Here is a 21,216-nt window from a genome sequence, read left to right as displayed (position 1 = left end):
AGCCTAGTAGGCCACCCACGCAGAACGCGCCCCCGTCAGAGGGCGCGTTCCACGGTTCGGTGCGAACTGCGCGGAGAATGTCAGGCCTTCTCGGCCTTGGCCTTCTCCTGGGCGGACGCCCGGGCGGGGTTGGCCTGGTCATCGGCCTTCGGATCGGATTCGTCCTGCTTCTCGGTCACACCGGACTGGATCCGCGCGCCGATGTCGGGGTCGACGCGATGCCAGTATTCGAACGCCCGCTGGAGGATCGGTTCGGAGACACCGTTGAGGAGGTGCCCGACGACGTTGTCCACGAAACGTTCACGCTGCTCGTCGTCGAAGACCTCCCGGACCATCGTCCCCGCTTGACCCCAGTCGTCGTCCTCGGGATGGTCGACGTAGGCGCTGCGCAGGATCTCCCCGTTCGCCGCCCACTGCGGTTCGCCCTGGCCGGGATACAGCGCCGACGGGCCGCCCTTGGAATTGGGTGCGTAGACCGGGTCGGGGACGTTGTGGATGCGCATCGCCCCGTCCTTGGAGTACGAATGCACTTCGTTCTTCGGCGCGTTCACCGGGATCTGCTTGTAGTTGCCGCCGATCCGGTGGCGATGGGCGTCGGCATAGGAGAACACGCGCGCGAGCAGCATGCGGTCGGGACTGAAACCGATACCCGGCACGACGTTGTTCGGCTCGAACGCGGCCTGCTCGATCTGCGTGTGGTGATCGACCGGATTGGTGTGCAGGGTCATCTTGCCGACCTCGATGAGCGGGTAGTCGCCGTGCGGCCACACCTTCGTCAGGTCGAACGGGTTGAACCGGTAGCTCACCGCGTCGTCGAAGGGCATCAGCTGCACCTTGAGAGTCCAGCTCGGATGGTTGCCCGCCGCGATGTTCTCGAACAGGTCCCGGGTGTGGAAATCGGTGTCCGCAGAAGCCATCTGGTCGGCCTCGTGCTGGGTGAGGTGCTCGACTCCCTGGTCGGACTTGAAATGGTATTTGACCCAGTGCTTGACGCCTTCGGAATTGACCCACAGGTAGGTGTGCGAGCTGTATCCGTTCATGTGGCGCCAGGTCTTGGGAATCCCCCGATCGCCCATCAGCCAGGTCACCTGATGCGCCGACTCCGGCGAGAGCGTCCAGAAGTCCCACTGCATGTCGTGGTCGCGAAGGTTGTTGTCCTGACGGCGTTTCTGCGAACGGATGAAGTGCTGGAACTTCATCGGGTCCTTGACGAAGAAGACCGGCGTGTTGTTGCCGACCATGTCGTAGATGCCTTCGTCGGTGTAGAACTTCAGTGCGAAACCACGCGGGTCACGCCAGGTGTCGGGGCTGCCGCGCTCGCCGGCGACGGTCGAGAACCGGGCCACCATCTCGGTTTTCACGCCAGGTTGGAACAGTGCGGCACAGGTGTAGGCCGAGACGTCCTGCGTCGTCTCGAAAGTGCCGAAAGCGCCGCTGCCCTTGGCATGCGGCTGGCGCTCGGGGATGCGCTCGCGATTGAACTGGGCCATCTGCTCGATCAGGTAGTGATCGTGCAGGACGATCGGGCCGCCGGCGCCAACCGTCAGGGAGTGTTCGTCACTCCCCGCGGGTGCTCCCGAATCCCGGGTGGTGAACAGAGAATCGTCGGACATATCGCCTCCGAGAGGTCGTCGTATCCGTGCATGACAAGCGGACCCGAGGGCTGCAGGTCCGTGCCGCCGATCCTACGCCGACGGCGTCGGTGGGACGCCGATCCCGAATTCCCGCAACACCGCCTCGGTGTGCTGTCCGAGAGCCGGTACCGGACCCATCGCGAGCTCGACGTCGTCGAAGGTCAGCGGCGGAAGCAGCGCCCGTACCGGGCCGACCTCGGTGTCCACCTCGCGCCAGCGGTCGCGCTCACTCAGCTGCGGATGCGCGACGACGCCTTCGAGGTCGCGGATCTCGGCCGCGGGAATGCCCGCGTCGGCGAGGCGACGGTCGAGCTCGTCGGTGGTGAAGCGTTTGGTCTCGGCGCCGATCGCGGCGTCGACCTCGGCTCGTCGGGCGACCCGCTCGATGTTGGTGCGATAGCGGGGGTCGTCGGCCAGATCCGGACGCTCGAGGGCCACGCGGGTGAGCGTGTCCCAGCCGCGGTCGTTCTGGACGCCGATGAGGATGTCGCCGTCGGCGGTCGGGTACTTGTCGTAGGGCACGATCGCCGCATGGCCGAGCCCGGCACGGGCGATCTGCCGGCCACCGTACAGGCGCATGTACATCGGGTGGCCCATCCATTCGACCGTGGCGTCGAACATGGCCACCGAGACGCGCGCGCCGACTCCGGTGGTGGCGCGTCGGAACAGCGCCGACAGTACGGAGGTCAGTGCGTACATACCGGCTGCGATGTCGGAGGTCGGGATACCCGTCTTGGACATCTCGTCGGGCGTCCCGGTCACCGAGATCAGCCCGGCCTCGGCCTGCACCAGCATGTCGTAGGCCTTGCGGTCGCGATACGGTCCGGCGTCGCCGTATCCGGACATGTCGACGACGACGAGCTCGGGTTGGTCGGCGCGCAGATCGTCGGCGGCGAGGCCGAGCCGGGCGGCCGCCCCGGGAGCGAGATTCTGGACGAAGACGTCCGCGCCGGCGATCAGGGTTCGGATCGCCTGGCGTCCGTCCTCGCTCTTGAGGTCGAGCGCGACCGACTCCTTGCCGCGGTTGAGCCACACGAAGTGCGAGGCGGCGCCGCCGCGCACCGCCGCGTCGTACTGCCTCGCGAAGTCCCCGTCACCGACCCGTTCCACCTTGATGACCCGGGCGCCGAGATCGGCGAGGTGTCGGGTGGCCAGCGGTGCGGCGACGGCCTGTTCGAGCGCCACCACGGTGATGCCCTCGAGGGGCAGAAGTCCTTCGTCCGGAGTCACCGGCCAAGGATCGCCGACGGTGCCACGCCCGGTCAACGAGACCCCTCGCCGGCCTCGGGATCGTTGGTGGCCTCGGTGAGGCGATGCAGCAGATACGTGAGCGTCCGGATGTCGTCGGGGTCCCATTGGGCCAGCCGAGCACGCCAATCGGTGACCGCCGAGGCGAGCACGGCGTCGACACGTTCGCGACCGTGATCGGTGAGGGTGACCACGCGGGCGCGGGCATCGCGCGGGTCCGGGTGCCGCTCGGCGAGCCCGAGCCGCACGATCGCGTCGATCTGCCGCGTCACCGTCGACTTCTCCATGCCGACGGCGGTGACCAGATCCGACATCGGCATCGAATGGTGCCGGGCCAGCACGGTGATGAGCGGGTAGCACGACGGGTCCAGCCGCGGGTCGATGGCGCGGGCGCGCAACCGGGTGCGCACCCGGCCCCGTCGCCAGAAATCGGTGAGTTCGGCCTCGAGGCCGCTGATCGGATCCGGGCCGGTGGGGTCGTCGGCCGACGCGGTCATCTCCGAACCCATGCCGGTCAGGTTACCCAGCCGGGGTGGGGGAGGCGACGTCGGACGACTCCCGCACGTGGTGCACGATCGACAGGTGACCTCTGCACCGCGCACCAAGCCGAATGCCTGGGAGTACGTGACGTACGCCTACTGGGCGCGTCTGCCGAAATCGATGCTCGGCTGGGTGACCAACGACCTGGCCGGCCCGGGTGCGTCGGTACGCATGGTGGTCCGCTGGGCGGTGCCGTGCATCATCGTGCTGACCCCGATGCTGTTCGTCCCGGCCGACTGGGGCGTCCGGATCACGATGACCATGCCGATCCTGCTGGCCTACCTCTTCTTCTCGATCGCGTTGAACCGGGTCTACCGCCGTCACCGGCTCGTCCAGCACGGACTCGATCCCGACCTGGTGAACAAGCTCGAACGAGAGAAGAACTCGGACCTCTACGACGAGTACCACCGCAAGTACCGCGGTGAACGACGCCGCCCGTCGAACTAGGCCGAGGCGGCGCCCACGTTCAGTACAGGTAGTCCTCGCCGCTGGCCCGGACCGTCACGTCGGACAGACTGATGCCCCACGGCTGGTCGATGACATGCACGACCGCCCGGGCGAGATCCTCCGGGGTGATCAGCCAGTACTTCACCGAGTCGACGTCGACGAGCTCGTCGGGCAGCGTGCCCTGCATCAGCTCCGTGATGTGCTCGCGGTACGACGCCGCACGTTGCCCGACGATCCCGCGGATCGCGCGGTCGTTGACGATCCAGCTCGCCAGGTTGGTGCCGGCCACGCCGGTCGGTTTGACCGTCGTCACCTTGATCTTGCCCTTGGCCTCGATGCGTAAGGAGTCCGACAGCATCGTCACGGCGGCCTTGGTCGCGCTGTAGACACCCGAGCCCTCGAAGCCGCCGTTGCCGTAGATCGACGCGATGTTGACCACCTGACCCCGGCCCTGCGCGATCATCTGGTCGTACACCGCCGAGATGCCGTTCACGACGCCCTTGATGTTGATGTCGATGGCCCGGTGCCACTTCTCCCAGGCCCGCTCGTGGTCGGCGAAGAACGCCAGCGGCATCACCCCGGCGTTGTTGACGATCACGTCGATCGCACCGAACCGGTCGACGGCCGCCGCCGCGGCGCCCTTCATCTGGTTCATGTCGGTGACGTCGGCGACGTGTGCGACAGTCGACCCGCCGGTGGCGGTGATGCCGTCGGCGACCGCGGTGAGCCTGTCGGCGTCGATGTCCACACCGACGATGTGAGCGCCCTGTGCCGCGCACATCTCCGCGATCACCTTGCCGAAACCGCCTCCGGCGCCGGTGATGATGATGGTCTTGCCCTGCAGATGATCAGACATGCAACTCCCCGCCCGCGACAAATGGTCGCGTCATCCTAGCGTTCCGTTGCCGCCTGCTCGGCGAACTCCCCGTCCTCTCTTCGCTCTTCGGCACTCGGCCACGATCCCGACCAGGTCCACGCGAGCGCGGCGCGCCGCACTCACGCCTGCGCATCGGCCGTACACCGATGGCGGCCCTACCCACGCCCGCGACGATTCAGTCACATGACTGAAGGGCTTGTCAAGGGTTGCGTCGGCGATGTCCCCGATCACCGCTGGTCACCGAAGTGGCCCTTGACACATAGGTCGTCCATGACAAATCCTGTGTCGCGACGGCCACGCCCCGGTCCGTCCCGCGCGGCGTCCTCGGCCCGCGACCACGGTCTCCACCGTCTCTCGAGCTGCCGAATCATCAAGCACCCGGCGCCATCTCGCGCCGAACGACAGGAGAGCCATGACCGGGGTATCACCGACGAGACGTACCTTCCTGCGAGCGGCGGCGATGACCGCGGCGGGTTCGGCGGCCGCTGCCGTCACCGGAGCCGGACCGGCGTCGGGAGATCCATCGCGACGTATCCGGCGGACACGCGAAGAGCATCGGGTGGTGATCGTCGGCTCGGGATTCGGCGGTGGCGTCGCGGCCCTCCGGCTCGCGCAGGCCGGCGTGCCGGTCCTGTTGCTCGAGCGGGGTCGGCGGTGGCCGACGGGTCCGAACTCGGAAACCTTCCCGCGTGCGTCGAGTCCGGACAAGCGGATCCTGTGGCACGAGTCGACCCCGAACCTCTTCGGCAAGCCGCTGAGCGTCGAACCCTATGTGGGACTGTTCGAGTCGGTCGCGGGCGTCAACATGACCGCACTCTGCCCGGCCGGCCTCGGCGGTGGTTCCCTTGTCTACCAGGGCATGACACTGCAACCGAGCGAGGCGGTGTTCAACGAGCACTTCCCGAACGCACTCGACTGGCAACTGATGAACCGTGTGCACTACCCGCGGGTCGCGCGGATGCTGAAGGTCGCGGTGGCGCCGAACTCTGTGGTGCGTTCCCCGCAATACCTGGCACCGCGACAGTTCGCGAAACGAGTTCGGGCCGAGGGCCTTCCGCTGCAGAAGATCCCGATGCCGATCGACTGGGGGTATGCCGCGGCCGAGCTGCGTGGCGAGATGAAGCCCGCCTACACCAACGGCGACGGCGCCATCGGCGTGAACAACGGTGGCAAGCACAGCGTCGACGTCACCTATATCCGCGAGGCCGAGGCGACCGGGCGGGTTCAGGTCCGAACCCTGCACACCGTGCGGCAGGTCGCCCGCCGACCCGACGGCCGATGGTCCCTCGAGGTCGAACGCACCGACGAGTCCGGGAAAGTGTTGGAGCACAACGAACTGATCGCAGGGACACTCATCCTGTCGGCGGGCAGCGTGAACACGACCAAGCTGTTGGTGAAGGCGCGCGCGACCGGAACCGTGCCGGGCCTGCCCGACGGGGTGGGGCACGGATGGGGCACCAACGCCGACCGGATCTACACCTGGACCAGCCCCAGTATCGACTTCGGGACGGTACAGGGCGGACCGGTGGTCTTCGGCAGCCCCAACTGGAGTGATCCGAAGAGCGCGTTCACCGTCATCCAGGCATCGCTGCCGCCACTACCCGTGTACGCCGGCACCACGATGATGGTCGGCTTCGGGGTGAGCTCGGGACGTGGCGTCATCTCCTACGACTCGGCGACCGGAGATTCGGTGATCCGCTGGCCACACGAGGGCGATTCGGAGATCCAGACCAAGCACATCGACCGGACCGTGCGCCGGATCGCCGGACCCGACGCCGTCCTGACGGACACCAATGCGGTGTTCCCCTCGACCTGGCACGCGCTCGGCGGGGCCAACATGGGTGCGGTGTGCGACCTCGAGGGGCGCGTCCACGGCCAGCGCGGGCTCTACGTCATCGACGGCGCGCTCATGCCGGGCAACACGGCGGCCTGCAATCCGTCGATGACCATCGCGGCGGTCGCCGAGCGCGCTCTCGACCGGATCGTCGCCCGGGATGTCGGCACGGTCATCTGATCACCGGGAGGCGGCCGGCGCGAGCCACATCCCGGTCAGCGCATCGACGACCAGGTCGCGCTCGTGCTCCCATGGGGCTGTTCGAGTCCCGCCGTCCTCGGCGGCCCGTTCGATGTCGGCGAGCGCGTTGACGATCATGTGGCGCGTCAGGTTGTTGCGCACTTCGAGCACGTCGTCGGGAAAGGTCGGCAAGGTGGCGTAGAACCGGTCGAGGATCGTCATGAGGACCTCCGATCGCGCGGTCTCCGCATAGAGCAGGGCGGTCGCGGACGGATCGCTCGACACCTGGGCGAAGAACCGGGCGAAGTAGCTCGGCGCACCGATCTGTGCGAGGTACTCGACCTCGGGCCCGACGAGGCAGCGGAGCCAGTCGCGGACCCCGGGGTCGGGTCCGACCTCCGACAGGCATTTCTGGCGAAGCCGCTCGATCGGGACGTTGTGCGACGTCAGGGTGGCGCGGAGGAGATCGTCCTTGGAACCGAAGTGATGGCCGACGGCATAGTTGTTGCCCTGACCGGCCGCCTTGCTGATCTGGCGACTGGACACGGCCGCGACCCCGTTCAGGGCGATCAATTTCTCGGCCGCCTCGATGAGCAGCGCACGGGTGCGGGCAGACTGCTCCGTCTTCCCTTCGCTCATGGATCGATGATGCCCTACCGTCGCCGATCGAGACGCCGGGATGGTGGCCGTGTCCGACTCGCCGAAACACCGCAAAGCGGTCAGTGCCGTACGGAGGTGCGTCGACGCGACACGCGAACCGACCCCGGCTGCGCGGGAAGTCGCAGCGCGAGTGGTCATCCGGGCCTAAGGTGGATCGACGAATGTCCGGATGATCCACCGTCCGACCGACCGCCGGTCGCAGGACCCGACTGTTAGGGGACCAGATGGCGACTGCGCCTCCGGCCACGGCGAACCTGCGAGAACTGACGCTCCGAGGTGCCGTCCTCGGTGGCATCATCACGCTGGTCTTCACGGCCGCCAACGTGTACCTCGGACTCAAGGTGGGCCTCACGTTCGCCACCGCGATCCCGGCCGCCGTCATCTCGATGAGCATTCTGCGGTACTTCGCCAACCACTCGGTGGTCGAGAACAACATCGTCCAGACGATCGCGTCCGCCGCCGGCACGCTGTCGGCGATCATCTTCGTCATACCCGGTCTGGTCATCATCGGATGGTGGACGGGCTTCCCGTACTGGATCACGGTGGCGGTCTGCGCGATCGGCGGAATCCTCGGCGTCATGTACTCGATCCCGCTACGGCGCGCGCTGGTCACCGGCTCCGACCTGCCCTACCCGGAAGGCGTTGCGGCAGCAGAGGTACTGAAGGTCGGCGATTCCGCGGGCGGCGCCGCGGAGAACAAGGCCGGCCTGCGCACGATCGTCATCGGTTCGCTCGCGTCGGCCGGTTTCGCCCTGCTCACCAAACTCCAGGTCCTCAGCGATTCGATCTCGACGACGATCAGGATCGGCACGGGCGGAACGTTGTTCAGTGCCGGGTTGTCGATGTCGCTGATCGGCATCGGCCATCTCGTCGGGATCACCGTGGGCATCGCCATGCTCGTCGGGGTGGTGATCTCCTACGTCGTACTGCTGCCCATCGAGACCCAGGGGCGCACGGCGGGGGAGGATTTCGGCGACGCCGTCAGCTCGATCTTCGCCAACGACGTGCGACTCATCGGGGCCGGGGCGATCGCCATCGCGGCCGTCTGGACGCTGATCAAGGTCATCGGTCCGATCGTGCGGGGAATCCGGGCGGCCATGGTCTCCTCGCGATCGCGTCGGGAGGGGGTCACGGTCGACATCACCGAGCGGGACATGCCGATCAACATCGTCGGCGGCAGCATCCTCGTGCTGCTCATCCCGATCGGAATCCTGTTGTGGGACTTCGTGCGCGACACGGTTCTGGAGGGCAGTGCCACCGGGATCATCGTGGTCAGCATCGTCTTCGTGTTCGTCATCGGACTGGCGGTCGCGTCGGTGTGCGGGTACATGGCGGGCCTGATCGGGTCGTCGAACAGCCCCATCTCCGGCGTGGGCATCCTGGTGGTTCTCATCGCCGCACTGCTCGTGAAGCTGACCTTCGGGCCGGCGGACGACTCGCAGACCGACGCGCTCATCGCCTACACGTTGTTCACGGCCGCGGTCGTCTTCGGCGTCGCGACCATCTCCAATGACAACCTGCAGGACCTCAAGACCGGTCAACTCGTCGGGGCGACACCGTGGAAACAGCAGGTGGCGCTGATCATCGGCGTGCTGTTCGGGTCGGCCGTGATCCCGCCGATCCTGCAGCTGATGTACGAGGCCTTCGGGTTCGTCGGCGCGCCGGGTGCCACCGAGGACGCGCTCGCGGCACCGCAGGCCGGGCTGCTGACGACCCTCGCGCAAGGTGTCCTCGGGGCGGACCTGAACTGGGGACTCGTCGGAATCGGCGCCCTGATCGGCGCGGTGGTGATCGTGATCGACGAACTCCTTGTTCGCGCAGGGCGTTTCCGGCTGCCGCCGCTGGCTGTCGGGATGGGTATGTACCTGCCGATGTCGGTGGTCCTGATCATCCCGATCGGCGCCTTCATCGGTCACTACTACAACCGGTGGGCCGAACGCAGCGGCGGCGCAGTGGAACACAAGAAGCGGATGGGTGTCCTGCTGGCCACCGGTCTGATCGTCGGCGAGGCGCTCTTCGGCGTGGTCTTCGCCGGGATCGTGGCGGCCACAGGGGATGACTCGGCGCTGGCGATCGTCGGCGACGGCTTCGGGACCTGGGCACAGATCCTCGGCGTCATCGTGTTCGCCGCGACCATCGCCCTCCTCTACGACCGTGTCCGCAAGATCGCGACCGCGAGCGGGACGTCGTCGACGACAGCCGGCACTCCGAAGGACTGAGATGGCAGGGGGAACACTGACACGTGCGATCGACGATTTCACGGCCGGTGCCGAACATCTGACGCGGTTGGTGAACCTGATCGCCGACGATCGCTGGGACGGAACCGGTCTCGGCGAATGGTCGTTGCGATCGCTCGTCGGACATGCGAGCAGATCGCTGACGACGGTCGTCACCTACCTGGCCGAGCCTGGTGGTGATGTCGAATTGACCTCGACCGCGGCCTATTTCGCATCGATCCGCGGTTACGGAGACCCCGCGTCGGTCCGACAGCGAGGAGTGGACGCCGGGCTGTCCCTGGGGAACGATCCGCGCGCCGGGGTCCGGGAGCGGCGCGCACAGGCCGTCGACGCCCTTGCGGGAACGGGGGATCGGCCCCTGACGACGCCGTTCGGCGGCATCATGCTGTCCGACTACCTGCCCACCCGGACCTTCGAACTCGCGGTGCACGGTCTCGACATCTCGCGGGCGATCGGTTCCGATCTCCCGCTGCCGGCCGAGGTGCTGGCGTCAGCGCTGTCGACGGCGGCCGCCACCGCACTGCTCACCGGTCAGGGCGAGCAGGCGTTGCTCACCCTGACCGGCAGGGAATCTGCACCGTTGTCCGTCGTCTGACGTCCCCGACGGGGCGGTCAGCTCGCGACGTTCGTGCGCGCGAACTCGGCGACGATCGCGGCGTTGAAGGCGGCGAGGTCGTCGGGCTTGCGGCTGGTGATCAGCACGTTGTCCCCGTCGCGGCATGTCACGACCTCCTCGTCGACCCAGGTGCCGCCGGCGTTGATGACGTCGGTGCGCACACTCGGGAACGACGTGAGGGTGCGGCCGCGGACAACGTCCGCCTCGATCAGGGTCCAGGGCGCGTGGCAGATGGCCGCGACCGGCTTGCCGGCATCGAAGAAGCTGCGCACGAAGCGGACGGCGGGCTCCGAGGTTCGCAGGAAATCCGGGTTCGCGACACCGCCCGGCAGGACCAGCGCGTCGAAGTCCATCACGCGGGCGTCCTCGAGAGGGGTGTCGACGGGGAAGGTGTCGGCCTTGTCGAGGTGGTTGAACGCCTGCACCGTGCCGGAGTCGGTGGACACCAGGACGGGCTTGCCGCCGCACGCCTCGACCGACTTCCACGGTTCGGTGAGTTCGACCTGCTCGGCGCCCTCCTGGGCGACCAGGAAAGCGATGGTGGTGCCGTTCAGTTCTTCGGCCATGGCCGTGTACCTCCTTGTACGCGCCGACTACGGCATCGGCGCCTCGTCGGATCCGGTACCCGCGGGCGTCGTGCACCAAACGGTCACACCCCGCCCGGGCATGACCCGGGCGGGGTGTGTTGAATGTCCCCGGACGAAGACTGGGAGGTAGTGGTGGGTGGTTTCGACGGCCTCGCGACGCTGGTCCATCTGGCACGTGGTGGACAGATCGGCGAGTCCCACGAGACGCCGCACACGGTGATCGCCGACGGACCGCACCGCACGCTGCGGCGGTACGGCACCGACGACGAGGTGATCGCAACCGTCGGCACGGGACGGCGACCGGTGCTGCTGATCCCGCCGCTCGCGGTGTCCACATCGTGCTACGACCTCGCCGACGGGCTGTCGGTGGTGCAGTTCCTCCTGTCGACCGGCCGGGTTCCGTACGTTCTCGACTTCGGCGACATGACCCGCGACGACCGACACCTCGGGTTCGCCGACTTCTTCGACGACATCGTCCCCGGGGCCGTCGCCGCGACCGTCGCAGACTTCTACGGCAGCGCCGATGACCCGACCCCCGGAACGTCGCGGGATCCCGCGGGGGTCGATCTGCTCGCGTGGAGTATCGGCGGGACGATCAGCCTCATGACCGCTGCCGCGAACCCGGACCTGCCGGTGGCGTCGGTCGTCGCGGTCGGGACGCCTCTCGATTACTCCAAGGTCCCGCCGTATCCACTGGTCAAGACGCTGATGAAACCGGTCGGCACCGCGCCGGTGACGATGGCGCTGCGAGCGCTCGGCGGGATCCCCGCGCCGCTGGTCCGCCTCGCCTATCGAGGCACGGCCTGGCAGCGCGAACTCAAGAAGCCGGGCTACATCCTGTGCAACGCCGACGACACCGACGCCCTCGTGCGGATGAAGGCCATCGACCGTTTCCAGGAGACGATGCCCGGTTATCCCGGCAAGGTGTCCGAGCAGATGTGGGAGAACTTCATCATGCGCGGTGAGCTGGCCGACAGCGTGCTCGACTTCGGCGGGCGCGTCGTCGACCTCGCCGATGTCGATGTCCCGGTCGCCTTGTTCGGTAGTCACCGGGATGCGATCGTCAGCTGGGCCGCGGCCCACCACGGCGTGGAGCTGCTGTCCGGGGCGCCACGCGTCGAGTTCACCACGGTGGAGACCAGTCACCTGGGTCTGATCGCCGGGTCGGCTGCGGTCGAACAGACGTGGCCCCGCATCGACGAGTTCTTGACGTCGGTGCACGCAGTTCGTAGATGAAAAAACCTTCATCTTCGACTCATGGACGGCTCCCCGGCGTCCGCCAGAGTCGTTGACATGAACTTCTCACGAGTACTCGCCACCATCGCCCTCGGTGCGCTCGCGGTTGCCGTCGTGACCGCCAGCTTCTTCCTCATCCGTTCGCCCGAGCCCGACCTCGCGTCGGACGCCGTGTCCGTGGACGTGTCGTCGCAGACACCCCAGATTCCGACGCCTCAGGCCCAGACCCCGCCTGCCCCGGCGCCGGTTCCCCAGATCCCGGCCGGGGCTCCGGTGCAGCGGGCCGTCCCGCCGAACCTGGGTTCCGACGACGACGACTGGTGCAACGTCAACGCGGCCCATCGCGACGACGATTGTGATGACGACTGGGACGACAACGGTCGGGACGACAACGACGACTGGGACGACCAGGGCGACGACTGGGACGATGACATCGATGACGACCAGGACGACTGACGACGCGAAACCGGAGGCAGCCGGCGCCGGGAGCGGAGCGAGCGGGCCGAATCCAGCCGAGAGTGCGGGTGTGCGCCAGCGTCCGGCGCTCTCGGCGCGTTGGCGTATCACGGCCTGGATCATGCTCACCACGTTCCTGCTGCTGGTGGTGGTGTTCGTGGTGACGCGCAACCTGCTGCTCCGCGACGTGGACACCCGCGTGAACAACTACGTCGCGCAGGAGGCCAGTGAGTTCCGGACGTTCGCGGCCGAGGGGGTCGACCCGACGACCACCGAACCGTTCACCTCGGTGTCACGGTTGCTCGAGGTGTTCCTGTCGCGGCAATCGGCCGGCGAGGGGGAGGTCATGGCCGGCGTCGTCGGCGACACCGAGATCCTCGAACTGCCGGGTAATGCCTGGCCGGAGCCGGGCGAAGGACGCCGTGTGCTCGACGAACTGCGCGCCCAGAGCGGGGCGGCCGGGGTGCTGATGACCGCTCATGGAGAAATTCGTTGGGGCAAGGTCGATCTGGAGCCGGCCGGTGGTGGGTCGGCCGATCCGGCGTCCGAGGCGGCGCAACCGGGGACGTTCATCGTGGGCATCTACACCGACCCGGGGCGGGAACTGGTGGACCGCACGATGCGAGTCCTCGCGATGGTCGGGTTGGGCGGGATGATCGTCACCACCGGTGTGGCCTATCTCGTCGCGGGACGGATCCTGGCTCCGGTCCGGAGCGTGCGGATGGTCGCCGCGGAGATCAGCGAGAACGACCTCACCGCGCGCGTGCCGGTCATCGGCCGTGATGACGTGGCCGCGCTGGCCCAGACCTTCAACGCGATGCTGGACCGGATCGAGGACGCGTACACGACGCAGCGGCAGTTCGTCGACGACGCCGGGCACGAGCTACGGACGCCGATCACGGTGGTGCGCGGTCATCTCGAGTTGTTGCCCGACGATCCGGCAGAACGGCGTAAGACCCTCGATCTCGTGGACAGCGAGCTGGTACGGATGGGACGCATCGTCGCCGATCTGCTCATGCTGGCGAAGTCCGAGCAACCCGACTTCGTGGTGGCCAGGCCGACCGACGCGGCGCAGTTGATGCTCGACATCGAGTCCAAGGTGCAACCGCTCGGTGATCGGCAGTGGTTGCTCATGGAGGTCGCCGAGGGGCCGTGCACCGTCGATCACGAGCGGATCACCCAGGCGATGCTGCAGTACGCGTCCAATGCGGTCCGGCACACCCGCGAGGGATCCGTCATCCAGCTGGGTTCACGCTTCGCCGGCGTCGGAGAGCAGCGGCATCTGTCCATCTGGATCACCGACGACGGCCCGGGCGTCGAGCAGCAGGACGCGGCGCGGATCTTCGAGCGCTTTCAGCGCGGGCGGTCGGCGTCGTCGCCGCAACACTCGTCCGGGGCCGGCCTGGGCCTCGCGATCGTGCGGGCCATCGCCGACGCCCACCACGGAATCGCTTGGGTACGCAGTGTTCCCGGCCACGGTGCAACGTTCGGCATCGATGTCCCGGCCCCCGACATGACCACCTACGTCGATACAGCGTCGTCGGTATCAGGAGAAGGAGAGCGGCGATGAGCCGGGTTCTGATCGCCGAGGACGATGCGCGGATCGCGTCGTTCATCGGCAACGGATTGCGGGCGGCGGGTTACAGCACCGAGCACGTGTCCGACGGCTTGTCCGCGCTCGAAGCCGTGCGCAGCGGTGCTTTCGACATGGTGGTCCTCGACATCGGACTTCCGGCAATGGACGGTTTCGACGTGCTGTATTCGATGCGCGGCGAGGGGATCTCGACGCCGGTCGTCGTTCTCACCGCCCGGGACAGCGTGAGCGACACGGTGAACGGACTCGAGGGCGGCGCCAACGACTACATGACCAAGCCCTTCCAGTTCGCCGAGTTGCTGGCGCGCATCCGGTTGCGGCTCGTCGACGATTCGGCGGTCGCGTCGGAGAACCTGCTGTCCGCCGGGGATCTTCGGTTGGATCTGAAGTCCAGGCGCGCCCGGGTGGGTGCGGAGACGTTCGACCTCACCGCGCGCGAGTTCGCACTACTGGAGGTGTTCCTGCGTCACCCCGATCAGGTGCTCTCGCGCGAACAGATCCTCGGCCACGTCTGGGGTTACGACTTCGACCCGGCGTCGAATGTGGTCGACGTCTACGTGCGCGCCCTGCGGAACAAGATCGGTTCTCACCGATTGGAGACGGTGCGCGGCATGGGGTATCGGCTACGCGCGTCGAACTAGTCGCTCCTCACTCCGGTGCGACACTGAGCCAGTCGGCGAACCCGGAGGGGTCGTGCCGGCCCAGTGCCCCGTGCTCGAAGAGCCCCCAACCGGTGCGGGTGGTGCCGTCGGACTCCCGGCATTCGGCGCGTCCGACGTGATCGATCACGCCGAACGGCATGCGACCGACGATCTCGGCACTGTTCATGTCGTAGGTGCGGCGTTCGGTGAAGTCCGTTCCGCGCCAAGCGCCGTGGGTCCAGTCGGGGTCACCGCCGTAACCGCCGCCCACATGAATGGGCACGGGCAGCAGGGACTCCACCTCCAGCGTCACCGAGGATCCCCCCGCCCCGGTCGTGGAAATCGTTGCACCGGTGGGTACCCGGGTGCCCGGGGCGTAATGGACCGAGACGTTCGGCCAGCCCAGTTGCTCGACGCGGCCGTCTTTCCACACGCGCGAGCAGTCGTTGAGTGTGCGGTAGCCGTCGGGGTCCTCCTGGAGGATGAGGACGAGCTGGAAGTCGTCGAAGGCCATGGGGACGTACAGCCACCACATGCCCTCGAACGGTGGATCCGCCGGCCGCCCCGCGGGCTCGGGCTCGCCGACCGGCCGGATTCCCCACGAACGGTCGCGGGTGCCGATCCAGGTCGACGGGTCGACGACGATGTCCTCGCCATCGACGGTGATAGAACCACGCCAGCTGCCGACCTGCGCGAACCGCTGCGCGTCGAGGGTGACCTTTGCGCCTTGCCTCATCACGTGCGGCTGTTCGAGCAGTGCGTCGAACAGGCCCTCCCAGTGGAGATCCAGGGCGATGCCCTCGGTCTCGTCCAGCGTCAGGTGCAGCGCGCGCAGCGGGTTCTCGATGCTCAGCCGATAGTTGCCGACGCGCTGCTCGAGCCGGTTGTCGTCGATCGCGTCGCTGAGGTGCACCGCGGTCTGGGTGTCGGTGCCGTCCGGGTTCCGCCGCCGGATCAGCACGAACGCGTCCTTCACACCCAGGTTGGGGTAGTAACCGATCCCGGTGATGAGAAAGATGGTGCCGCTGCGGTCGTGGGCGTTGAGGTACGCGCGGTCATAGAAGTTGCGGTCGCTGTTGCCCGGCCAGGCGATCGGTTGTGGCAGTTGGTGAATGGGATACTCGTCCATCGGCCCCAGGCCGCGTCGGCTCATGTGGTCAGTCCTCCTCGAGGAGTCGTTCGAGCAGTGGTCGGTGGTAGAACAGGGTGCCGTCGACGTCGTCGGGACGTTCAAGTTCGCCGAAGTGCACGCGGCGGGCGCCGGTCCGCATGAAGACACAGCACCACTGGACCGCGGCATGGACGTAGAACCAGCGCAGGTCGCCCAACTCGACTCCGGTGAGCTCGCGGTAGGTGTCGCGGACGTCGTTCTCGCGGAGCAGGTCCGGCAGCCCGGGAAGGCCGGCCATCGTCGCGAGCTCTTGGAAAACCCGGTGTGCGAAGATCACCCAGGCGATGTCCAGTTCGCGGGGACCGGTGCGCGCCATCTCCCAGTCGAGCACCGCCGTCGGGGTGAAGTCGACGAACATCATGTTCCCGATGCGCGAATCTCCCCAGGACAGCACCGGTTCGGCGTTCGCGGCATCGTCGGGGAAGTTGTCGGCGAGCCAGGCGAGCGCCCGTTCGACGAGAGGCGAGCGCCCGATCCCCTCGATTGAGAAGTCGTACCAGTCCCGCAACCAGGCGAGCAGACGAGCGAGGGGAGTGTCACCGGCGGGTAGGTCGTCGGAGAGGAAGTCGAACTGCCGGGCCGCGTCGGGGATCGAGTGCAGGGCGGCGATCACGCCGACCGCGGACTCCTGGGCCCGCCGGCGATCGTACTCGGCGGCGTCCCCGAACCAGTTGTCGCCGAACGTGTACGGCATGACATCGGGTGGGACCTCGCCCTCGCACCGGTCCATGAGGAAGAACGGGGCGCCCAGCAGCGAGCCACTCGGTTCGAGGTGATGTACCGCGGGGACCGGGACGTCGCTGAGCCGGGCGATCAAGCGCATCGTCTCGTACTGATGATCCATTCGGTAGGAGCGGAACACGGGGACGTCGGTGGTCGACGGCGCCATCCGCATCACCCAGTGCCGGGTGGGCTCGCCGGGCCACGACACGGAGACGGGGATGGTCTCCGACGACATGCCGTTGCTGTCTCCGGAGGCTGCGACCGTGACCTCCGGTACGACATCGGATGTGTCGTCCTGCTCGGACAGCCAGCGCGCGAGCGTCTCGGGGACCGAGGCGTTGTCGCGGCTGGAACGTTGCAGATGGTCGATCTGCTCGACGGCTGGCTCGGTGGCCATGGCACCCCCTGTGATCGATACCGGCGGATTCGCTACGGTGAGTAGCGTTATGACAGCAGAACGGTCGTGCGGTCCGCAGCGACTTCGGGAAATCTCTATGCGAGAGTTGGCAAGCGATGAGTACTGAGACGGGAGAAGCGGTCTCGGGGCGGCCGCGCGACCTGCGTATCGACTCCGCGGTACTCGACGCCGCAGCCGAACTGCTCGTCGATGTCGGATACCGCAAACTCACGATGGCCGCGATCGCCGATCGTGCGGGGACGACGAAGACCGCGCTCTACCGCCGCTGGTCGGGGAAGGCGGAGTTGGTGCACGATCTGGCGTTCGCCCGCATGACACGACTCCCGCCGTCCAGCGGAGAGGTGGGCGCCGACATCCGCACGATGGTCGGAGCGGCGCGCGACCTGTTCGCCAGTCCCGTCACCCGCGCGGCGTTGCCCGGTCTGATCTCGGACATGGCTGCCGAACCCGAGCTGGCGGCGCGTGTGCACGCCGGGTTCGCGGAGGTGTTCGGCGCGTTGCGTGACCGGTTGGTGATCGCGGTCGATCGCGGCGAGGTGCATCCCGATGTCGATCCGGATCGGCTCATCGAGGTCGTCGGCGGGGCGGCGATGCTGCATGCGCTGTTGCTCGACAATCGCGACTTCGAGACCGCGTGGGCCGATCAGATGAGCGCGATCGTCGTGCACGGAGTTCTCCGATGACTCGCCCGCACCCACCTACACTCGTGGGATGACCGCCCCGAGCAACACCGACGATGTCGTCGAGCAGATCCTGTCCACCTACAACGCGATCACCGTGGTCGGTGCCAGCGCCAATCCGTCGAAGGCCGCCAACGAGGTGCCGGCGTACATGAAGAACCGTGGCTGGCGGATCATCCCGGTGAATCCCGCGGCCGACGAGATCGTCGGGGAGAAGGTGTACCGCACCCTGGCCGACATCCCGGAACACGTCGGCCTCGTCGACGTGTTCCGCCCGGGACCCGAGTGCGCCGACGTCGCCCGGGCGGCCGTCGCCGCCGGCGCGACCGCGCTCTGGCTGCAGCTCGGGATCATCTCGGCGGAGGCGCGGGCGATCGCCGAGGATGCGGGTCTGCTGTACGTCGAGGACCGCTGCCTGATCATCGAGCAGCGCCGCACCGGTATCGTCCCCGGCTGACGCCGACGGTGACCCGGTGAACTTCCTCGACGAGCTCACGCACCAACGACTGCCGCTGTTCCTGCTGTTCGCGTCGTTCGTCATCACGTTCATCGTCACGCGGGTGATCACCCGACTCATCCGGGCGGGCAAGGGCCCCTTCCGCAACAACGTCTCAGACGGCGTGCACGTGCACCACATGGTGCCCGGTCTGATCCTGACGATCGTCGGCGCCTTCCTCTCGGTGGGTGTCAACGGGGCGTCGCCCGGTGCGGAGATCAGTGCGGTGTTGATCGGTGTCGGCGCCTCACTGGTGCTCGACGAGTTCGCACTGATCCTGCGCCTTCAGGACGTGTATTGGTCACCGGAGGGCCAGCTCTCGGTTCAGGTGGTGGCGCTGACTGTGGCCGCGCTGGGCATGGCGGTCCTCGGGTTCAACCCGCTCGACGACGCGGACGTGGAGATCGGTCCCGTCGCGCTGGTGGCCACCGTGCCGATCAATGTCGCCTGCGCGATCCTGTGCGTGCTCAAGGGCAAGTTCTCCACCGCCATCGTCGGCGTCTTCATCCCGGTGTTCGCCTGGGCCGGTGCCATCCGGCTGGCCCGGCCACACTCGGCGTGGGCGCGCCGGCGGTACGCACCGGCGAAGACGGAGAAAGCGCGGGCCCGCGCGAAGAGATTCGACGACCGTTGGGGCCGTTGGGGTCTGAGCATCGGCGACCTCATCGCGGGCAAGCCCACCGACCCCGCGAGCGTGGTCGCCCCGTCGCTGGAGGCCTCGGCCGCCGCCGATCCCGGGCCGACGCACCCGACCGACGAACGTCAACTCGACTGATGGACTTCGATCGAAGTCCATCAGTCGAGTTCGAGTTCATCAGTCACCAACCGCGAACGCGTCTCGGGCAATTTCGACGAACCGTGCTGCAGCAGCGGAGTTCCCCGACCTCCAGAGCAATCCCAGATGTGCGGTGGCATCGACATCCCGGATCGGCACCGCGACCACGCGGTCGTCGGCCGCGGCGATCGACTCGCTGAGAATGCCGACTCCCATTCCGCTGCAGACCAACTCGATGATGGCGTCCGGCGACGAGGCCTCGATCGCGGGTCGGATGGCTCCTCCGGCGACCGAGGCCGCCGCGTCGAACACGCTTCGGATACCCGCGCCGCGGGGCAGGCAGATGAGCGATCGGTCGCGCAGCGAGGCGAGATCGACGGTGCGGCCCCGGGGCCGGCGCGGTGAGGTCGCGCGCGGACGGGCCGCGATCCGGGATCTCTGGGCATCGGTCTTGGCGCACCGGCCGACCTTCGCGCCGGAACCGCCGTTGCCGACCCTGGTATTCGGGGACGATCTCGCACTCACGTCGACTCCACCCCGTGATGGTGCAGGCGCCCGCGCGCAGGTGGTGGCGCGGCAGGCCGACGGATCGTGGGTGCGGATCATCGACCAACCGGAGTTCCAGGCACCGAAGTCCTGAGACTCCGGGCCTGGATTTCTGAGGCCGGATTCAGATCCCGTGCTAGCTTCGCTGTGGTGGCGGTTACATCCGCCGGGCGACGGTGCGAAGGGACGGATCGGGCGTGGGAGTACCGGAAGCGGACGGTGTCGCCGCGAAGATCGCGTCCCGCCTCGGCGAGGAGCGTGGTGGCACGCTCTCGGTCGAGGGCGCGAGACTCCTGCCGGCGGGCGCGAGCAGGGCGACGTACGCGGCCACCCTCGTCGACGGAACCGGGCAGGTCGAGCCGATCATCATCCGCGCGGTTCCCGCTGCAACCGACGACGGCGGACTGCGGGCCGAGGCGCAGGTCCTGCGTGCCGCCGCCGACGCCGGGGTGCCGGTGCCGGAGATCCTCGACGCCGGATTCGACGAGGACGACAACGCGCTGGGATTCCCCTATCTGGCAATGAATTTCATCGACGGAGAATCCATCCCGCGGCGCATTCTGCGAGACGATGCCTACGAGGGTGCGCGCGCCGGATTCGTCGATCAGTGCGGCGAGATCCTCGCACGTATCCACCGGATAGACGTCACACAGACGCCCGGTCTCGGTGATCTCGGCGATCCGATCGACGGTTTGCGGGACCTGTTCCCACGCGAGTTCGATGCGATGCCGGCCGGCCTGGTGCTGGCCACCCAGTGGCTCACCGACAACCGACCCGAACCGTCACCACGGCACACGCTCGTGCATGGCGACTTCCGGCTGGGCAATCTGCTCGTCGACGCCGAAGGAGTTGCGGCGGTTCTGGATTGGGAACTGGTACACCTCGGCGATCCCGTCGAGGACCTAGGTTGGCTATGTGCGAAGGCGTGGCGTTTCGGAGGGTCGACGCCCGTGGCCGGGATGGGTGACCGGACCTCGCTCCTCGACGCCTATGCGCGCGAGGCGGGTTGGCGTCCCACCGAACAAGCCCTGCGCTGGTGGGAGCTCTACGCCACCGTCAAGTGGGGACTGATCTGTGCGGTGCAGGCCGCCCGGCACCTCGATGGCGTCGAACGATCCGTCGAACTGGCCGCGATCGGACGCCGAAGTGCCGAGCAGGAGTTCGACGCACTGCTCGACCTGGGTCTCGTGTCGCCGGGACCGGTACCCGATCCGCTGGCCGAGGCACCGGCCGAGGAACCGGACAACGATCTCTACGGCTCACCGACCGCAGTCGAACTACTCGAGGCGCTCACCGAATTCCTGCGGTCCGACGCGGTCCAGGCAGACGTGTCGCCGCAGGTGCGTTTCCATACGAGAGTGGCCGGCAACGTCGTCGACGTCGTGCGGCGACAGATGCTCACCGGCGCACGGGACGCCGAAGCGAGCGCGCAACGGCTGAGCGCGCTCGGCGTCGCTGATCAGCACGCGCTGTGCGAGGCCCTGCGTTCCGGCGAACTCGACGGCACCGACCCGAAGGTCCGTGACGCCGTCGTCGCCGACGTGCGGGCGCGACTCCTGGTCGCCAACCCCAAGTACTTCGCGGTCCCTCACCCGTGACCGCCGGACATCCGATCCCAAC

At 67.6% G+C, this 21,216-nt stretch carries 21 protein-coding genes and 1 pseudogene; 13 read left to right on the top strand and 9 right to left on the bottom strand.

The window, feature by feature from the left end; all coding sequences use genetic code 11:
• Positions 1-80: 80 nt before the first annotated feature.
• The 3 genes from GR168_RS21765 to GR168_RS21755 all read right to left on the bottom strand — a co-directional run bounded on the left by GR168_RS21765 (position 81) and on the right by GR168_RS21755 (position 3,391).
• Positions 81-1,613 carry a catalase gene (locus tag GR168_RS21765; protein WP_159371658.1) on the bottom strand — a complete coding sequence of 511 codons (1,533 nt, stop codon included), beginning with the start codon at positions 1,611-1,613 and terminating at the stop codon, positions 81-83.
• A 72-nt stretch (positions 1,614-1,685) separates the two neighbouring features.
• Positions 1,686-2,864, bottom strand: coding sequence for a CaiB/BaiF CoA-transferase family protein (locus GR168_RS21760; RefSeq protein WP_078112578.1), 1,179 nt, complete (start codon positions 2,862-2,864; stop codon positions 1,686-1,688).
• A gap of 32 nt (positions 2,865-2,896) precedes the next feature.
• Positions 2,897-3,391 carry a MarR family winged helix-turn-helix transcriptional regulator gene (locus GR168_RS21755; protein ID WP_065629451.1) on the bottom strand — a complete coding sequence of 165 codons (495 nt, stop codon included), beginning with the start codon at positions 3,389-3,391 and terminating at the stop codon, positions 2,897-2,899.
• A gap of 55 nt (positions 3,392-3,446) precedes the next feature.
• On the opposite strand from GR168_RS21755, the gene GR168_RS21750 reads away from it, so the two are divergent.
• On the top strand, positions 3,447-3,869 hold the full coding sequence (locus tag GR168_RS21750; RefSeq protein WP_078112627.1) for a DUF5313 domain-containing protein: 423 nt from the start codon (positions 3,447-3,449) through the stop codon (positions 3,867-3,869).
• 19 nt (positions 3,870-3,888) lie between these two features.
• On the opposite strand, the gene GR168_RS21745 is transcribed toward GR168_RS21750, so the two are convergent.
• On the bottom strand, positions 3,889-4,725 hold the full coding sequence (locus GR168_RS21745; RefSeq protein WP_078112579.1) for an SDR family oxidoreductase: 837 nt from the start codon (positions 4,723-4,725) through the stop codon (positions 3,889-3,891).
• A 433-nt stretch (positions 4,726-5,158) separates the two neighbouring features.
• On the opposite strand from GR168_RS21745, the gene GR168_RS21740 reads away from it, so the two are divergent.
• Entirely contained in the window at positions 5,159-6,760 is a 1,602-nt protein-coding gene (locus tag GR168_RS21740) for a GMC oxidoreductase (RefSeq protein ID WP_078112580.1), read from the top strand.
• On the opposite strand, the gene GR168_RS21735 is transcribed toward GR168_RS21740, so the two are convergent.
• Complete coding sequence (locus GR168_RS21735) at positions 6,761-7,399, bottom strand: TetR/AcrR family transcriptional regulator (RefSeq protein WP_078112581.1); 639 nt, start codon at positions 7,397-7,399, stop codon at positions 6,761-6,763.
• Between the two features lie 245 nt (positions 7,400-7,644).
• Between GR168_RS21735 and GR168_RS21730 the strand changes: the two genes are divergently transcribed.
• Complete coding sequence (locus GR168_RS21730) at positions 7,645-9,639, top strand: oligopeptide transporter, OPT family (protein ID WP_159371657.1); 1,995 nt, start codon at positions 7,645-7,647, stop codon at positions 9,637-9,639.
• Between the two features lies 1 nt (position 9,640).
• Positions 9,641-10,252, top strand: coding sequence for a maleylpyruvate isomerase family mycothiol-dependent enzyme (locus GR168_RS21725; RefSeq protein WP_078112583.1), 612 nt, complete (start codon positions 9,641-9,643; stop codon positions 10,250-10,252).
• A 17-nt stretch (positions 10,253-10,269) separates the two neighbouring features.
• Here the strand turns inward: GR168_RS21725 and GR168_RS21720 are convergent, their stop codons facing one another.
• Positions 10,270-10,839, bottom strand: coding sequence for a type 1 glutamine amidotransferase domain-containing protein (locus tag GR168_RS21720; RefSeq protein WP_058252794.1), 570 nt, complete (start codon positions 10,837-10,839; stop codon positions 10,270-10,272).
• Between the two features lie 153 nt (positions 10,840-10,992).
• Between GR168_RS21720 and GR168_RS21715 the strand changes: the two genes are divergently transcribed.
• Genes GR168_RS21715 through GR168_RS21700 form a run of 4 tightly spaced genes read left to right on the top strand, consistent with a single transcriptional unit; the run spans position 10,993 to position 14,787 of the window.
• Positions 10,993-12,096: an alpha/beta hydrolase gene (locus GR168_RS21715; protein WP_078112584.1), complete on the top strand. Its 1,104-nt coding sequence runs from the start codon at positions 10,993-10,995 to the stop codon at positions 12,094-12,096.
• Positions 12,097-12,153: 57 nt separating this feature from the next.
• Positions 12,154-12,552, top strand: coding sequence for a hypothetical protein (locus tag GR168_RS21710; RefSeq protein WP_238994967.1), 399 nt, complete (start codon positions 12,154-12,156; stop codon positions 12,550-12,552).
• Positions 12,533-14,122: an ATP-binding protein gene (locus GR168_RS21705; RefSeq protein ID WP_238994966.1), complete on the top strand. Its 1,590-nt coding sequence runs from the start codon at positions 12,533-12,535 to the stop codon at positions 14,120-14,122. The genes GR168_RS21710 and GR168_RS21705 overlap by 20 nt, the downstream gene beginning before the upstream one ends.
• Positions 14,119-14,787, top strand: coding sequence for a response regulator transcription factor (locus tag GR168_RS21700; protein ID WP_078112586.1), 669 nt, complete (start codon positions 14,119-14,121; stop codon positions 14,785-14,787). The genes GR168_RS21705 and GR168_RS21700 overlap by 4 nt, the downstream gene beginning before the upstream one ends.
• A gap of 7 nt (positions 14,788-14,794) precedes the next feature.
• Here the strand turns inward: GR168_RS21700 and GR168_RS21695 are convergent, their stop codons facing one another.
• Together GR168_RS21695 and GR168_RS21690 are read right to left on the bottom strand one after the other, a co-directional pair.
• Positions 14,795-15,940 (bottom strand): hypothetical protein, encoded by a 1,146-nt coding sequence (locus GR168_RS21695; protein ID WP_078112587.1) that lies wholly within the window; start codon positions 15,938-15,940, stop codon positions 14,795-14,797.
• Positions 15,941-15,944: 4 nt separating this feature from the next.
• Complete coding sequence (locus GR168_RS21690) at positions 15,945-17,078, bottom strand: phosphotransferase family protein (RefSeq protein WP_159371656.1); 1,134 nt, start codon at positions 17,076-17,078, stop codon at positions 15,945-15,947.
• A gap of 116 nt (positions 17,079-17,194) precedes the next feature.
• On the opposite strand from GR168_RS21690, the gene GR168_RS21685 reads away from it, so the two are divergent.
• From GR168_RS21685 to GR168_RS21675, 3 genes are read left to right on the top strand one after another with little or no spacing between them, the layout of a single operon-like run.
• Entirely contained in the window at positions 17,195-17,782 is a 588-nt protein-coding gene (locus tag GR168_RS21685; protein WP_058252787.1) for a TetR/AcrR family transcriptional regulator, read from the top strand.
• A gap of 28 nt (positions 17,783-17,810) precedes the next feature.
• Entirely contained in the window at positions 17,811-18,236 is a 426-nt protein-coding gene (locus GR168_RS21680; RefSeq protein WP_159371655.1) for a CoA-binding protein, read from the top strand.
• 16 nt (positions 18,237-18,252) lie between these two features.
• A complete protein-coding gene (locus GR168_RS21675; RefSeq protein ID WP_078112590.1) occupies positions 18,253-19,050 on the top strand; it encodes a hypothetical protein in 798 nt (265 codons plus the stop codon).
• Positions 19,051-19,089: 39 nt separating this feature from the next.
• Here the strand turns inward: GR168_RS21675 and GR168_RS21670 are convergent, their stop codons facing one another.
• On the bottom strand, positions 19,090-19,395 hold the full coding sequence (locus GR168_RS21670) for a LysR family transcriptional regulator substrate-binding protein (RefSeq protein ID WP_343213065.1): 306 nt from the start codon (positions 19,393-19,395) through the stop codon (positions 19,090-19,092).
• A 67-nt stretch (positions 19,396-19,462) separates the two neighbouring features.
• Here GR168_RS21670 and GR168_RS21665 point away from each other — a divergent pair.
• Positions 19,463-19,690: pseudogene (locus tag GR168_RS21665) on the top strand (DUF4440 domain-containing protein); the annotation flags it as partial.
• Between the two features lie 103 nt (positions 19,691-19,793).
• The gene (locus tag GR168_RS21660; protein WP_159371654.1) at positions 19,794-21,194 is read left to right on the top strand and encodes a phosphotransferase family protein; all 1,401 of its coding nucleotides are present in this window, start codon (positions 19,794-19,796) and stop codon (positions 21,192-21,194) included.
• Positions 21,195-21,216 lie beyond the last annotated feature (22 nt).

Source organism: Gordonia sp. JH63 (assembly GCF_009856645.1).
GTDB lineage: Bacteria > Actinomycetota > Actinomycetes > Mycobacteriales > Mycobacteriaceae > Gordonia > Gordonia hongkongensis.
The sequence above is the reverse complement of the archived record's forward strand: the minus strand, read 5'-3'. Positions and strand labels throughout refer to the sequence as shown.